Origin of the sequence: Devosia oryziradicis, assembly GCF_016698645.1 — a bacterium.
Classification (GTDB): Bacteria; Pseudomonadota; Alphaproteobacteria; order Rhizobiales; family Devosiaceae; genus Devosia; species Devosia oryziradicis.
Genome location: NZ_CP068047.1, coordinates 2,417,877 through 2,431,934, shown reverse-complemented (window position 1 = coordinate 2,431,934; position 14,058 = coordinate 2,417,877). Strand labels below are relative to the sequence as shown.

The following is a 14,058-nucleotide window of genomic DNA, read 5'->3' as shown; positions in this document are numbered from 1 at the left end:
GAGTATGGCTGCGCATGGTTAACAAAGACTATGTGCGGCCGGCGCCGGCTACATGCGCCTCAAGCGCCTCCAGCATTTTCTGGGCGTGGCCAAGGATACGCGTAGCCCTGACGATACGCGCCACCTTGCCTTCCGCATCGATGATGAACGACGTGCGGATGAGCCCCATGAACTCGCGCCCATAGAGCTTCTTGAGTTTCCAGAGGCCAAAGCCCTCGATGGCCTGATGCTCGGGGTCGGCAGCCAGCGGCAAAACGAGGCCGTATTTCTTTCGAAACTTGACATGGCTCTCCACGGTATCGGGTGAAATGCCGACTAGACGTGCATCAAGGGAAGCAAAGGCCTCGGCCCGCTCGGAGAACTCCTTGTTCTCGTCCACGCAGCCGCCGGAATCGTCTTCCGGATAGAAGTAGAGCATCACCGGCTTGCCGCGCTGTGCGGACAACTGGAACATGCTTCCGTCATCCAGGGGCAGGGTGAAATCCGGGGCCAGGTCGCCTTCGCTCAGATCCGCCATCGAAAACCTTCCGTTCACCACTTTAAGGCAGGGTGGATTGTGGGTGTAAGTGCCATATTGCAGCCGGTATCATTGGGCAAGAGACCGCCTTCTGCGGTTGATTCTGGGGCGCCAGCAGACAGCGGTCGAGCCTCATTCTGGAAGCAAGTGAGCGAGTCAACTTTACCCGCAGACACTCCGGTTTCGCCGTCGGCGCAGCGCAAGCGGCCACCCGCTCGCCACGCGGCAAAGCTGGCCGTCTGGCTGCTGGGCATTCCTTCGGTCCTGCTGCTCTTGTTGTACCTGGTCCTGCTGGTCACGCCGATCCGCCTGCCGTTCGGCGGCCAGGCCGTGCGCTCGGTCATCCAATCGGCCTTGCCGGCAACATCGCGTCTCGAACTTGGCGAAATGAACCTGGCGCTGGAGGGCGGCGTATGGCCGGTTATTCAGTTCGCGCCGGTATTGCTCACCGATGGCAAGACCGGCGCGCGCGTCGCCATGGATGCGCTTGAGGTCGGGTTTTCGCCGGCCCGCGCGATTTTCGGCCAGCCCGGGGCCACGGTGACGATCGTACGTCCGCATATCCAGATGGTGCAGGATCTGTTTGGTCCGCGTCTGACCAGCTTCGACCTGGAGGACGATCCCAAGGGTGGTCCGCCCGTGCTGCGTGTGCATGAGGGCGAAGACGCTTTTCCGACCGTCGGCATCTCCACCGGCGGGATCGGTGTCGAGGGCAGCGACGCACCGCCGCCCATGCGCTCGGACAATGAATGGCTGATTTATAACCTGGAGGCCAGCGAGCAGGGCATCGCCGATCTCGTGGATCAGGCGGCGCAGGGCCGGTTCTCCAAGCTTGTCGTCCGTGATGGCGTCATCGACATGACGGATTCGGTCTATGGCCTGTTCCGCCGCTTCGAGGCCATCAATCTGGAGATCGGCCCCAGTCCGGACCGCCGCGACACCAACGGCAGCTTCTCGGCATCGCTGGGCGGCCGCACCATGACGGGAAGCCTGTCGCGCAGCGTGGATGATGCCGGCAATTCCCGGCTCGAAGCCGATGTCACCAATATCGACTTCGCTGCGCTGCTGCCCTTCATCGACGACGCGACGAGCCTGGCAGCCATGCGCGGCGCTGGCGCACTGTCGATCGATGTGAATTTCGAACCGGCCGGTGGCAAGCTGGTGGACGGACGTTTCAAGGTCGACCTGACGGGGCTCGACCTGCGCATCGCGGACGCCTACTTCCCAATTGCAAGTTCCATCCTCGACATCACGTGGAAGCCCGACCTGGGGCAGTTCGTGCTGAGCGACGGGGCGCTGCAGATCGGGCAGAGCTCGGCCCGGCTCTCGGGCGTGTTTGCAATGGGCCTCGACCCCAAATTCGGGCCGACCATCGGCATGTCGATCAAGGCGCATGACGTCGTCATCCATCCCAACGACATGGCTGCGCCAGCCGAGCCGTTTGAGAGCATGGACTTTTCGGGCTGGTCGGCCCCGCTTTACGGTGCCCTCGGCATTGATCGGTTCATTGCGCGCAAGGGCGAGGCGACGGTGGAAACCACCGGGCGGATCGACATGCTGCAGGCGGGGCTCGGCATCAACATGACCGTGGCCGGGCAGGGGGTCAGCGCCGACGACCTCAAGCGCCTGTGGCCCTATATCATGGGCAAGGAGAGCCGGGACTGGTTTGTCGCCAATGTCACGGAAGGCACGGTGGCCCATTCGCGCATGGCGTTCAAGTTCCCGGTCGGGAGCCTCGGCCTGGGCAACGAGGACAAGCCCGTGCCCAAGGACAGCATGCAGATCGACATGGTCGGCACTGGCGTCGCCATCAAGCCGACGGCCGAAATGGCTCCGATCGCCATCGACGGGGAAACCCGGCTGCAGGTGGACGACAGCAACGTCATCATCTCGGCCGGTGGCGGCAAGCTGACCACAGCCGACGGGGATATCCAGGTAACCAATCCGGCGCTGGTCATGGACAATTCCAACCCGGCGGAGAGCATTCTCGAAATTTCGGGCGATATCAGCGCACCGATCCCGGCACTGCTCGATCTCGCAAAGGCCCAGCAGCCTGACGCGCTTGCTGCAGTCGAACTGCCCATCGACCTTGAATCGATCACCGGCGCGGTCGACCTTGGGCTGGTCGCCACGATCAGCCTGGCCGACGAGGCCAGCGGCAGGCCGATGGACATCGACTATGTCGTCAATGGCACCGTCGCCGATTTCGCCAGCTCGCAGCCGATCCAGGACCGCAGCATCGGCAATGGCCAACTCGCCTTCAGCGCCAACCAGGATGGCTACCAGCTTGGCGGTACCGCCGAGATCGACGGCATGGAAGCGGATGTCGAGATATCGGGTACGCCCACCACCGAGCCGGCATTCCGCCTGTCATCGACGATCGATGTCGCCGACCTCGCGGCAATGGGCTTCGATGCGTCCGAATTCCTGTCGGGCCGCGTGCGCTTCGTCGCGCAGCCGATGGCTGATGGGTCCCTGCAGATGGCGGTCGACCTCAAGGAAGCCGCCCTTAATATCAAGGACATCGGCATCAGCAAGGCGGCGGGCACGTCGGGCACCCTGAGCGCCATCATCACGCCGGCCGGCGAGATTACCCAACTGAACAATATCGACCTGTCCTTCGGCACGGTTCGCGCCATCGGCGATCTCACGTACCACGCCACCGATGGCCTGCAGGCTGCCAGTTTCAGCCAGTTCGGCCTGAGCGAAGGGGACGATGCCCAGCTTGACCTGGTGCCCATGGATGGCGGCTACGCCGTTCGCATCAGCGGCAAGCAGCTCGACCTCAAGCCCATGATCCGGCAGTTTTTCGGCTTGGGCGATGGCGCCGGCGGGGTTCAGGCGACCCAGTTCGACCAGTCCATTGCGCTCGACGTCAAGCTCGACCGGGCGCTCGGCTACTACGCCACCACGGCCTTCAACCTCGATGTCGACCTGTTGCTCGATGGCGGCGACATGCGGCGTGCCAATCTCACGGCACAGTTCAGCGACGGCAATGCCCTGTCGGTGACAACCAACCCGGCGCCGAACGGACGCACTCTGTCGGTAGCCTTTAACGACGCCGGCACCATTCTCCGGCTCCTGGGCGTCTATTCGCAACTCGCAGGTGGGTCGGGCAGCCTAGTGCTGACAACCGACCGCGACGTCGATGCCGAAGCCGGGCAACTGATCATGCGCAACTTCGCCATCGTGGACGAGGCCAATGTCGCGCAGATCCTGGGCAATCACTCCGACTCCCGCGCCGCTATCGCCCGGCAGAACCGGCTCGACTTCGACGTGGCGCAGGTCGAGTTCCAGCGGCGCTCGGACCGGGTGGAAGTGACCAATGCCATGCTGACCGGCGACACGGTTGGCGGCACGGCGCGTGGCTTCATTTATACCGACCGGCGCCAGTGGGACCTCACGGGCACCTATGTGCCGCTGTTCGGGCTCAACAATGCCTTCCAGCAAATCCCGATCCTGGGGCCGCTACTGGGTGGGCGCGAGGGTGAAGGCCTGGTTGGCGTGACCTTTGCGGTGCAAGGCCCGCTGGACAATCCGGTTTTCCGCATCAATCCGCTGTCGATGCTGGTCCCGGGCGCGTTCCGCGAACTGTTCGAGTTCCGGGCCAAGGAACAGCCGCCGGCGGCCCCTGCGCAGTAGCGTCCCCCTCGGGTCAGGCCCGAGGGAGAGCAATGAATGAACTTTGCCCGCCGCGCTAAACCGGCTTGATCAGCGCGTGGCGCTTCTTGCCAACCGAGAGCTTGATCACGCCCTCGCCGAGCAGGTCGCTTGTGCCCAGCGTCCGCTTGTCGTCTTCGACCGCAGTGTCGTTGACGCGCACGGCGCCGGACTGGATGTGGCGGCGCGCTTCACCGTTGGAGCTGGCGAGGCCTGCGGCCACCAGCGCGTTGAGGATGCCCAGCCCCTCGTTGAGCACGACGTTCCCGACTTCGGTGGTGGGCAGTGAGAGGTCGATCGCACCGGCCTCAAAGGTTGCGGCCGCCGTTGCAGCGGCTTGCTCGGCCGCGGCGCGGCCATGCACGATGGCGGTGACTTCGGTCGCCAGGATCTTCTTGGCTTCGTTGATCTCGTTGCCGCCAAGGGCCGCCAGGCGGGCGATTTCGCTCATCGGCAGGCGGGTGAAGATCTTGAGCCACTTCTCGACGTCGGCGTCTTCAGTATTGCGGAAATACTGCCAGAAGTCATAGGGGCTGAAGAGGTCGCCGTTCAGCCACACTGCGCCGGACGCCGACTTGCCCATCTTTTCGCCCGACGATTTGGTCAGCAGCGGCGTGGTCAGCGCGTAGAGCTGCTCCCCGCCCATGCGGTGGTTGAGGTCGACGCCATTGATGATGTTGCCCCACTGGTCCGACCCACCCATCTGCAACACGGTGCCATAGCGCCGGTTAAGCTCGGTGAAATCGTAGCCCTGCATGATCATGTAGTTGAATTCGAGGAAGCTCAGCGACTGCTCGCGATCGAGTCGGAGCTTCACCGAGTCGAAGCTCAGCATGCGGTTGACCGAAAAGTGCCGGCCCACGTCGCGCAGGAACTCGACATAGTTGAGCTTAAGCAGCCAATCGGCATTGTTGACCATGATAGCCGGGTTGGAGCCGCCATAGTTCAGGATATTGCCGTAGACGCGCTGGATGCTCTCGATGTTGGTCTGGATCTGCTCGACGGTGAGCAGCTTGCGCTGGTCGTCGCGGAAGCTGGGGTCGCCCACCATCGAGGTGCCACCGCCCATCAGGCTGATCGCCTTGTGGCCGGTTTCCTGCAGCCAGTAGAGCATGGTGACCGAGATCAGGTTGCCGATATGGATCGACGTCGCCGTCGCATCGTAGCCCACATAGCCCGATATCGGGCCCTTGGCGGCGAGGGCATCCAGGCCCTCCGGGTCGGAAATCTGGTGGATGAAGCCGCGCTCATCGAGCACGCGCAGGAAGTCGGATTTGAACTTGGTCATGTGACAGCCACTGAGGTTTGCTGAGACCTCATGGTGAGCTTGTCGAACCACGAGGTCGGTGCCTGCGGGACCCCGTCCTTCGACAGGCTCAGGATGAGGTCCCTTCCAACAGATCGCAGTTTTCGCGCTGCTAACTAGCGCCCGCCGCCGGCGGCGATCTCCTGCCGGCGACGGTCGAGATAGTCTGCACAGCGGGTGGTGAGTTCGTCGATCTTGCCTTCGTAGAAGTGGTTGGCACCCTCGACGATCTGCTGCTCGATGGTGATGCCCTTCTGCGTCTTGAGCTTATCCACCAGCTTCTGCACCGACGTCGGCGGCGCCACGCGGTCCTTGTCGCCATGGATGATCAGACCGGAAGACGGGCAGGGGGCCAGGAACGAAAAGTCGTAGAGGTTTTCCGGCGGCGACACCGAAATGAAGCCCTCGACTTCCGGGCGGCGCATCAGCAGCTGCATGCCGATCCACGCGCCGAACGAGAAGCCGGCAATCCAGCAGCCGCGCGATTCACGGTTGATGACCTGGAGCCAATCCAGCGCCGCAGCAGCATCGCTGAGCTCGCCGATGCCGTGGTCAAACATGCCTTGCGAGCGGCCGACGCCACGCGAGTTGAAGCGCAGCACGGCAAAACCGCGCTCGGCGAACATGTAGAAGAGATTGTAGACGATCTGGTTGTTCATTGTCCCGCCGAACTGCGGGTGGGGATGCAGCACGATCGCGATGGGCGCATTAGGCTCTTTGCCCGGCTGGTACCGGCCTTCGAGACGCCCTTCGGGCCCGTTGAAGATCACTTCTGGCATGACACTGTTCTTCCGGCCGTTCGGCTCTGTTGGTGTGGTTTTGCGAGGCTCCGTGTGACGGCGTTGCAGCTTGACTAAGCCAGCTTCGCTGCCTAAAACATGGGTCGCAAAATCAGTTTAGAATTATTCGAAACTCGGTTTGTGGCCGCCTAGCGGCCTGCAAGAGCGCCCCTTGTAATGAAGTTGGGCGGCAAATTTCAAGAAGTGTTTGAGCCAGCGGGCGCGCGAGCGCTCCGGCCCGGGCATGGAAGACATGACCGGCGCGCGAGCGCCACACGGGAAACCGATGACCAGACCGGCGATCTATCTTGATCACAATGCCGCGTCCCCGCTTCTGCCAGAGGCGCGGGCAGCGCTTGTCAGCGCTCTCGATCTGGTCGGCAATCCCTCTTCCGTCCACGCCCACGGTCGCGCCTTACGCAACCTCATCGATACGGCCCGCGCCAAGGTGGCGGAACTTGCCGGCGCAGAGCGCAAGCAGGTGGTGTTCACCGGCTCGGCAACCGAAGCGATTACCCAGGCTATCGTCGGCGGCGCGAAGGTTTTCGCCGCCAGCGCGGTTGTCGTCAGTGCCGGCGAACATGCGGCGGTGACCAAGGCTGCCGAAGCAACGGGCCTGCCTGTCATCATCATCGGACTTTTGCCCGACGGCAGCATTGAACTTGATCAATTGGCATCGGTGGTGGCGGAAGCCGAAGGCAACCTGCTGGTTGCCCTCCATTGGGTGAACAACGAGACCGGCGTGGTGCAGGATATCTCCCGTATCAACGCCATTGTCGGCCCGACCCGCCACACGCTGTTCATCGACGCCGTGCAGGCTTTCGGCAAGCTGCCCCTCGATTTCGCCGCCTCGGCTCCCGACATGATGGCTGTGAGCGGCCACAAGATCGGCGCTCCGGCGGGGATCGGCGCGCTGCTGGTCAAGGCCCATGCCGATACCGTCCGCCTCATTCCCGGTGGCGGGCAGGAGCAGGGCAGGCGCGGTGGTACCGAAGCTGCGGCGCTGATTGCGGCCTTCGGCGCGGCGGCTGCGGCGATCGAAGCCCGGCACCGTGCTGCCGATCCGTCGCGGCTGATCAACCGCCTGGAGGCCGACCTCAAGTCGTCCATCCCCGGCATCGTGATCTTTGGCGAAAGAAGGCTGGGCAACGTCACCAATTTCGCCGTGCCCGGCATCAAGAACGCCACAGCGATGATGGGCCTCGACCTCTTGGGCCTGTCCGTGTCATCGGGCTCGGCCTGTTCATCGGGCAAGGTGGGGCCAAGCCACGTGCTGGCGGCCATGGGCGTGGCGCCTGACCTGGCCGACTGCGCCCTGCGCGTCAGCCTGGGCTGGAATTCGACGGTCGACGACGTCAATGCGTTCGTTGCCGGTTACCAATCGATCCTCGCGCGCCACCGGGCGCGGCAGGGACAGGCGGCCTAGGTCGCACAGTTTAGATGGCTCGCGGCGACCTTGAATCGCCGACTGGGCAATAGGAGAAGCCGCCATGGCCAGTGACTACGCCGATATCCCGACGCTCAAGGAAAACATCGACCGCGCCACCGTTGACTCGGTGCGTTCGCTCGATGTCGACAAGTACAAATACGGGTTCGAGACCGATATCGAATCCGACATGGCCCCCAAGGGCCTGAGCGAGGATACCGTCCGCTTCATCTCGGCCAAGAAGAACGAGCCGCAGTGGATGCTCGACTGGCGCCTGGAGGCTTATCAGCGCTTCCTGACCATGACCGAGCCGACCTGGGCCAAGGTGCACTATCCGCAGATCGACCTGCAGGACATGTACTATTACGCCGCGCCCAAGTCGTCGCCCGCGCCCAAGAGCCTGGACGAAGTCGACCCGGCGCTGATCGCCATGTATGACAAGCTGGGCGTGCCGCTCAAGGAGCGCGAAATCCTGGCCGGCGTCGAGCGCCCGCAGGTGGCCGTCGACGCCGTGATGGACTCGGTGTCCGTGGTCACCACGTTCCGCGAGGAACTGGCCAAGGTCGGCATCATCTTCTGTTCAATCTCGGAAGCCATCCGCGAATATCCCGAGCTGGTGCAGAAGTACCTGGCCTCGGTGGTGCCGGTTTCGGACAACTACTATGCAACGCTGAATTCGGCCGTCTTCACCGACGGCTCGTTCGTCTACATCCCCAAGGGCGTGCGCTGCCCGATGGAGCTTTCGACCTATTTCCGCATCAACGAGAAGAAGACCGGGCAGTTCGAGCGGACGCTGATCATCGCCGAGGCTGACTCCTATGTGAGCTACCTCGAAGGCTGCACCGCGCCGATGCGCGACGAGGCGCAGCTCCATGCTGCCGTGGTGGAGCTGGTGGCGCTCGACAATGCCGAGATCAAGTATTCCACCGTCCAGAACTGGTATCCGGGCGACAAGGATGGCAAGGGCGGCATCTACAACTTCGTCACCAAGCGCGGCGATTGCCGTGGCGTGAATTCCAAGATCTCCTGGACCCAGGTCGAAACCGGTTCGGCTATCACCTGGAAGTATCCCAGCTGCATCCTGCGTGGCGACGGTTCTCGCGGCGAGTTCTACTCCATCGCCATTTCCAATGGTCACCAGCAGGTCGATAGCGGCACCAAGATGCTGCATCTGGGCAAGAACACCTCCAGCCGCATCATCGCCAAAGGCATTGCCGCCGGCTTCTCGGACAATACCTATCGCGGCCAGGTCTCGGCCCATGCCAAGGCCAAGAATGCCCGCAATTTCACCCAGTGCGACAGCCTGCTGATCGGCGACAAGTGCGGCGCCCATACCGTGCCCTATATCGAGAGCCGCAACGGCACCGCGGTGTTCGAGCACGAGGCCACCACGTCCAAGATTTCCGACGACCAGATGTTCTACTGCCAGCAGCGCGGCCTTTCCGAGGAAGACGCCGTGGCGCTGATCGTCAACGGCTTCGTCCGCGACGTGCTGCAGCACCTGCCGATGGAATTCATGGTCGAAACCCAGAAGCTGATCGCCATCAGCCTCGAAGGCAGTGTTGGCTAAGATGACCGACGCGCCGCGCAACCCGGTGGTGTCCCTGGCTTCCCTCGCGCTTGAAACGTGGGAGCAGGGGCAGCTCTACGGGGGTTCCGACACATCCTTCGGGAAGGCGCTCGGACTTCTCGGCCTGGGGATCAGCTATAGCGAGGTGCCGGCCGGCAAATCGAGCTGCCCCTTCCACAATCACCATGTGGAGGACGAACTCTTTATCGTGCTGGAAGGCGAAGGCACGTATCGCTTTGGCAATCAACGGTTCGCCTTCAAGGCCGGCGACGTGCTTGGAGCGCCCGCCGGCGGACAGGATACCGCGCATCAGATACTCAATACCGGGGGAGTGACGCTCAAGTATCTGGGCGTGTCGACCTTGGCGGCAACCGAGGTCTGCGAGTATCCCGATTCCGGTAAGTTCCTGGTTTCGAGCCGTCCCGGCGCCGCCCGGCCGGCCCGACACATCTACGACGCCGAAGACGGTAAGCTGCGCCACAAGGGCCGCAGTGGCGAGCACAACCTCGATTACTGGGACGGCGAACCCGGCGCCTGAGCGCCATCAACCCATTCGGCGCTTGGCGCCAACCGACTTTCTGGAGACTAGCGATGACCACCCCGATCCTTGAAATCCGTAACCTCCATGCGCGCATCGAAGAGCGCGAAATCCTCAAGGGCGTGAACCTCACCATCCCGGCCGGCCAGGTGCATGCCATCATGGGCCGCAACGGCTCGGGCAAGTCGACGCTGAGCTATGTGCTGGCCGGCAAGGAAGACTACGAAATCACCGAGGGCGAAATCCTGCTCAACGGCGAAAACATTCTCGATATGGAGCCATCCGAGCGGGCCGTTGCCGGCATTTTCCTCGCCTTCCAGTATCCGATCGAAATCCCCGGCGTCGCCACCATGACCTTCCTCAAGGCGGCCATGAATGCCCAGCGCAAGGCGCGCGGCGAAGGCGAGATGACCACGCCGGACTTCATGCGCGCGGTCAAGGAAGCCGGCGCCCAGCTCAATATCGACAGCGATATGCTGAAGCGCCCGCTCAATGTCGGTTTCTCGGGCGGCGAGAAGAAGCGCGCGGAAATCCTGCAGATGGCGCTGCTCAAGCCGGCGCTCTGCGTGCTCGACGAGACCGATTCCGGCCTCGATATCGATGCGCTGCAGGTTGTGTCGCGCGGCGTCAACGCGCTGCGTGCCGATAACCGCTCCATGCTGGTCATCACCCACTATCAGCGCCTGCTGAACCACATCGTGCCTGATGTCGTGCATGTGTTCAGCGATGGCCGGATCGTGGAGAGCGGCGACAAGGACCTGGCACTGCAGCTCGAAGCCAAGGGCTATGCCGACTTCGACGCGACGGCGGCCTGACCGATGCGCCAGACCATGCCCGTCCGGCTCGGAGCAGCCGAAGATACCCTGATCGCCCAGCTCAAGAGCGTGGGCGCGAACGCAGAGGCCGAGCGGATCACCATTGCCGGCCTGCCGACGCGTCGCGTCGAGAGCTATCACTATACCGACCTCAAGACCTTGCTGCGTGCCATCCCGCCGCTGGCCCAGGCCGCCAACCAGGCCAGCGCCCCGGCTTTGCGCGTGGCCGGCGCCTATCAGCTGATGATCGCCAATGGCATCATCCAGGCTGCGGCAACGGCACCGGCGGGCATCATCGTCGGCAAGGCTGCTGGCGGCGTGCTCAGCACCCGCGACGATGTGCTGGTGCATCTCAATGGCGCCTTCGCCAAGGAGAGCATGACGCTCACGCTCGAAAGCAGCGTCGACCCGGTGATCCAGATCGATCGCCGCAGCGAGGGTGAGGCAGCCCACGTGGCCGACTCGCTCAAGATCTTCGTGGCTGATGGCGCTTCGGCTGTTATCCTCGAGACCTTCTCGGGTTCGGACGCGGCCCATGTCGGCAACCACGCGACCTATATCGCGCTGGGCAAGGGCGCCACGGTGACCCACATCACCGTCGACCTCTCGGCGCGCGCGGCCACGCATTTCGCCACCAACGAGTACCATGTCGGCGAAGGCGCCCAGCTCCGCACGCTGGTGATCCATGCCGGGGCCGGGGTCGCCCGCACCCAACTGTTCCCGCGCTACGAGGGCGCCGGGGCGCATGGCGACATTACCGGGCTAAATCTGGTCAATGATGGCCAGCACAGCGACATCACCATGGATGCACACCACGCCGTGCCCCACACCACCAGCCAGCCGCTGTTCAAGTCGATCGCGCGGGGCAGGGGCAAGGCCATCGTGCAGGGCCGCCTCGTCGTCGCGCGCGACGCGCAGAAGACCGACGCCAAGCTGATGAGCCAGGGCCTGATGCTGTCAGACGAGGCGGAAATCCTCAGCAAGCCCGAGCTCGAAATCTATGCCGACGACGTGGTCTGCGGCCACGGCTCGACCTGCGGCAAGCTCGACGAGGATCACCTGTTCTATCTCTTGAGCCGCGGCATTCCGAAGGAAGAAGCCGAGACCATGCTGGTGCGCGGGTTCCTGGAAGAGCTCGTCGACCCCATCGCGGACGAGGCACTGGCCGAGGCCCTGCATGGCGTCATCGACGGGTGGCTGCTGGGGAAGTAACTGGGCAAGACCCGCGGGTCTTGCCCTCCCTCCCCCTTGAGGGGAGGGACCGAGGGAGGGGGTAGTTGTGTGGGTCACTGATGGACCCCCACCCCCGACCCCTCCCCTCAAGGGGGAGGGGAGGCAAAAGCCGGTGACATATGACCTTCGACCTAGCCAAAGTCCGCGCCGATTTCCCGATCTTGTCCGAGGTGATCCACGGCAATCGGCTTGTCTATCTCGATAGCGGCGCGTCGGCGCAGAAGCCGGTGCAGGTGCTCGACCGCATGGATCATGCCTTCCGCCACGAATATGCCAATGTGCATCGGGGCCTGCATACGCTCGCCAACCGCGCCACCGAGGCCTATGAGGGCGGGCGTCATGCGGCGCAGAAGTTCCTCAATGCGGCGCGGCCCGAAGAGATCATCTTCACCCGCTCGGCCACCGAGGCGATCAACCTGGTGGCGTCCTCTTTCGCGGGTCCGCGCATTGGCGAGGGCGACGAAATCGTGCTCTCGATCATGGAGCACCATTCCAATATCGTGCCGTGGCACTTCCACCGCGAACGCAAGGGCGCGGTGATCAAGTGGGTCGATGTGCGTGACGATAGCAGCTTCGACCTTGACGCCTTCGCGGCCACCCTGACCGACCGGACCCGTATGGTTGCGGTTACGCATATGAGCAACGTGCTGGGCACGGTGACGCCGATCAAGGAGGTCATCGAGATCGCCCATGCCCGCGGCATTCCGGTGCTGATCGATGGGTCGCAGGGCGCTGTGCATACCGGCGTCGACGTCCAGGCGCTCGATGCCGATTTCTATGTCATGACCGGGCACAAGCTCTACGGCCCGACCGGCATCGGCGTGCTCTATGGCAAATACGACCTCCTGGCCGAAATGCAGCCCTATCAGGGCGGCGGTGAGATGATCGACGTCGTGACCATGGACACGATCACCTACAACGAGCCGCCGCACCGTTTCGAGGCCGGCACGCCCCCGATAGTCCAGGCCATCGGCTTGGGTGCGGCGCTGACCTATATGAACGAGCTTGGGCGCGAGGCGATTGCCGCGCATGAGCACGAGGTTGCCCAATATGCCCATGAACGGCTCAGCCGCATCAATTCGCTGCGCCTGATCGGTACCGCGCCGGGCAAGGGCGGCATCTTCTCGTTCGAGATGGCCGGCGCCCATGCCCATGATATTGCGACCATTCTCGACCGCTATGGCATCGCCGTTCGTGCCGGCACGCATTGCGCCATGCCGCTGCTCAAACGCTTTGGTGTCACCTCTACCTGCCGCGCCTCCTTCGCCCTATATAACGGCAAGGACGATGTGGACGCGCTGGTGGACGGCATTGAACGCGCCAGGAAGTTTTTCGAGTGAATTTTTCGCGTAAGCGAGGCTAGCTATGACCGAAGACATCGAAATTGACGAATCCAAGATCGCACCGGCTCCCACCATTCCCGAGCCGCGCATCACCCCCAATGTCGCTGGCGGCCTGCCCGAGGCTGAGGTCGAGCGCATCACGACGGACCTGATCGGCGCGCTCAAGACCGTCTATGACCCGGAAATTCCGGTCGACATCTATGAGCTGGGCCTCATCTACAAGGTCGACCTGGATGACGACCGCAAGCTGACCATCGACATGACGCTGACCGCGCCGGGTTGCCCGGTGGCGGGCGAAATGCCCGGTTGGGTGGAGAACGCGGCACGTGGTGTCGAAGGAATTCAGGATGTCGAGGTCAACATGGTGTTCGATCCGCCATGGGACGCCTCGCGCATGAGCGAAGAAGCTCAAGTCGCCCTGAACTGGTGGTAATCTGACGCGTTTTGTCCTATATATCGTGAAACGCCGATAGAAAGTTCGTCCATGGCCTTCAAGATCATGTCGCTGACCGATGCCGCTGCCGAGCGCATCACCGAGATCATCGAAGATTCGGAAAAGCCAGTGATTGGCCTGCGCGTCGGTATCAAGAATGCCGGCTGCGCCGGGGTCGCCTATACCATGGACTACGTCTCCGAGCCCGTGAAGGGCGACGATCACGTGACGGACAAGGGTGTCGATGTCTGGATTGACCCAAAGGCGACAATGTACCTGCTCGGTACGGTGATGGACTTCGAGACGGCCAAGATGAGTTCGGGCTTCACCTTCAAGAACCCTAATCAGACCGGCGAATGCGGCTGCGGCGAAAGCGTGACGCTCAAGGCCGCCGACCTCAAGGCGATCGCCGAGGCGCGGGCAGGGGCCTAGTCGCCC

The 14,058-nt window shown here is 63.2% G+C and carries 12 protein-coding genes; 9 read left to right on the top strand and 3 right to left on the bottom strand.

Features of this window, described 5'->3' with window-relative positions; translation table 11 throughout:
• Window positions 1–28 precede the first annotated feature (28 nt).
• Window positions 29–517 (bottom strand): peroxiredoxin, encoded by a 489-nt coding sequence (locus JI749_RS12185; RefSeq protein WP_201654140.1) that lies wholly within the window; start codon window positions 515–517, stop codon window positions 29–31.
• A 147-nt stretch (window positions 518–664) separates the two neighbouring features.
• Between JI749_RS12185 and JI749_RS12180 the strand changes: the two genes are divergently transcribed.
• Complete coding sequence (locus tag JI749_RS12180; RefSeq protein WP_201654137.1) at window positions 665–4,159, top strand: AsmA-like C-terminal domain-containing protein; 3,495 nt, start codon at window positions 665–667, stop codon at window positions 4,157–4,159.
• 55 nt (window positions 4,160–4,214) lie between these two features.
• Here JI749_RS12180 and tyrS read toward each other — a convergent pair whose 3' ends face one another.
• Together tyrS and JI749_RS12170 are read right to left on the bottom strand one after the other, a co-directional pair.
• Entirely contained in the window at window positions 4,215–5,465 is a 1,251-nt protein-coding gene (tyrS, locus tag JI749_RS12175) for a tyrosine--tRNA ligase (RefSeq protein WP_201654134.1), read from the bottom strand.
• A 134-nt stretch (window positions 5,466–5,599) separates the two neighbouring features.
• Entirely contained in the window at window positions 5,600–6,262 is a 663-nt protein-coding gene (locus JI749_RS12170; RefSeq protein ID WP_201654131.1) for an alpha/beta hydrolase, read from the bottom strand.
• A gap of 286 nt (window positions 6,263–6,548) precedes the next feature.
• Between JI749_RS12170 and JI749_RS12165 the strand changes: the two genes are divergently transcribed.
• The 8 genes from JI749_RS12165 to JI749_RS12130 all read left to right on the top strand — a co-directional run bounded on the left by JI749_RS12165 (window position 6,549) and on the right by JI749_RS12130 (window position 14,052).
• Window positions 6,549–7,688: a cysteine desulfurase family protein gene (locus JI749_RS12165; protein ID WP_201654128.1), complete on the top strand. Its 1,140-nt coding sequence runs from the start codon at window positions 6,549–6,551 to the stop codon at window positions 7,686–7,688.
• A gap of 64 nt (window positions 7,689–7,752) precedes the next feature.
• The gene (gene sufB, locus JI749_RS12160) at window positions 7,753–9,258 is read left to right on the top strand and encodes a Fe-S cluster assembly protein SufB (protein WP_201654125.1); all 1,506 of its coding nucleotides are present in this window, start codon (window positions 7,753–7,755) and stop codon (window positions 9,256–9,258) included.
• A 1-nt stretch (window position 9,259) separates the two neighbouring features.
• On the top strand, window positions 9,260–9,796 hold the full coding sequence (locus tag JI749_RS12155) for a cupin domain-containing protein (protein WP_201662789.1): 537 nt from the start codon (window positions 9,260–9,262) through the stop codon (window positions 9,794–9,796).
• Window positions 9,797–9,861: 65 nt separating this feature from the next.
• Complete coding sequence (sufC, locus tag JI749_RS12150) at window positions 9,862–10,611, top strand: Fe-S cluster assembly ATPase SufC (protein ID WP_201662786.1); 750 nt, start codon at window positions 9,862–9,864, stop codon at window positions 10,609–10,611.
• A gap of 3 nt (window positions 10,612–10,614) precedes the next feature.
• The gene (sufD, locus tag JI749_RS12145) at window positions 10,615–11,823 is read left to right on the top strand and encodes a Fe-S cluster assembly protein SufD (protein WP_201654120.1); all 1,209 of its coding nucleotides are present in this window, start codon (window positions 10,615–10,617) and stop codon (window positions 11,821–11,823) included.
• A 140-nt stretch (window positions 11,824–11,963) separates the two neighbouring features.
• A complete protein-coding gene (locus tag JI749_RS12140) occupies window positions 11,964–13,184 on the top strand; it encodes a cysteine desulfurase (RefSeq protein ID WP_201654117.1) in 1,221 nt (406 codons plus the stop codon).
• 25 nt (window positions 13,185–13,209) lie between these two features.
• Window positions 13,210–13,620 (top strand): SUF system Fe-S cluster assembly protein, encoded by a 411-nt coding sequence (locus JI749_RS12135; protein ID WP_233280742.1) that lies wholly within the window; start codon window positions 13,210–13,212, stop codon window positions 13,618–13,620.
• Window positions 13,621–13,671: 51 nt separating this feature from the next.
• Window positions 13,672–14,052 (top strand): HesB/IscA family protein, encoded by a 381-nt coding sequence (locus tag JI749_RS12130; RefSeq protein ID WP_201654114.1) that lies wholly within the window; start codon window positions 13,672–13,674, stop codon window positions 14,050–14,052.
• The last annotated feature ends 6 nt before the right edge of the window (window positions 14,053–14,058 follow it).

What these genes read in the sequence shown, in the direction of transcription:
- JI749_RS12185 (WP_201654140.1), bottom strand. Translation starts at nt 517, where the DNA reads ATGGCGGATCTGAGCGAAGGCGACCTGGCCCCGGATTTCACCCTGCCC.
- tyrS (WP_201654134.1), bottom strand. Translation starts at nt 5,465, where the DNA reads ATGACCAAGTTCAAATCCGACTTCCTGCGCGTGCTCGATGAGCGCGGC.
- JI749_RS12170 (WP_201654131.1), bottom strand. Translation starts at nt 6,262, where the DNA reads ATGCCAGAAGTGATCTTCAACGGGCCCGAAGGGCGTCTCGAAGGCCGG.
- JI749_RS12165 (WP_201654128.1), top strand. Translation starts at nt 6,549, where the DNA reads ATGACCAGACCGGCGATCTATCTTGATCACAATGCCGCGTCCCCGCTT.
- sufB (WP_201654125.1), top strand. Translation starts at nt 7,753, where the DNA reads ATGGCCAGTGACTACGCCGATATCCCGACGCTCAAGGAAAACATCGAC.
- JI749_RS12155 (WP_201662789.1), top strand. Translation starts at nt 9,260, where the DNA reads ATGACCGACGCGCCGCGCAACCCGGTGGTGTCCCTGGCTTCCCTCGCG.
- sufD (WP_201654120.1), top strand. Translation starts at nt 10,615, where the DNA reads ATGCGCCAGACCATGCCCGTCCGGCTCGGAGCAGCCGAAGATACCCTG.
- JI749_RS12140 (WP_201654117.1), top strand. Translation starts at nt 11,964, where the DNA reads ATGACCTTCGACCTAGCCAAAGTCCGCGCCGATTTCCCGATCTTGTCC.
- JI749_RS12135 (WP_233280742.1), top strand. Translation starts at nt 13,210, where the DNA reads ATGACCGAAGACATCGAAATTGACGAATCCAAGATCGCACCGGCTCCC.
- JI749_RS12130 (WP_201654114.1), top strand. Translation starts at nt 13,672, where the DNA reads ATGGCCTTCAAGATCATGTCGCTGACCGATGCCGCTGCCGAGCGCATC.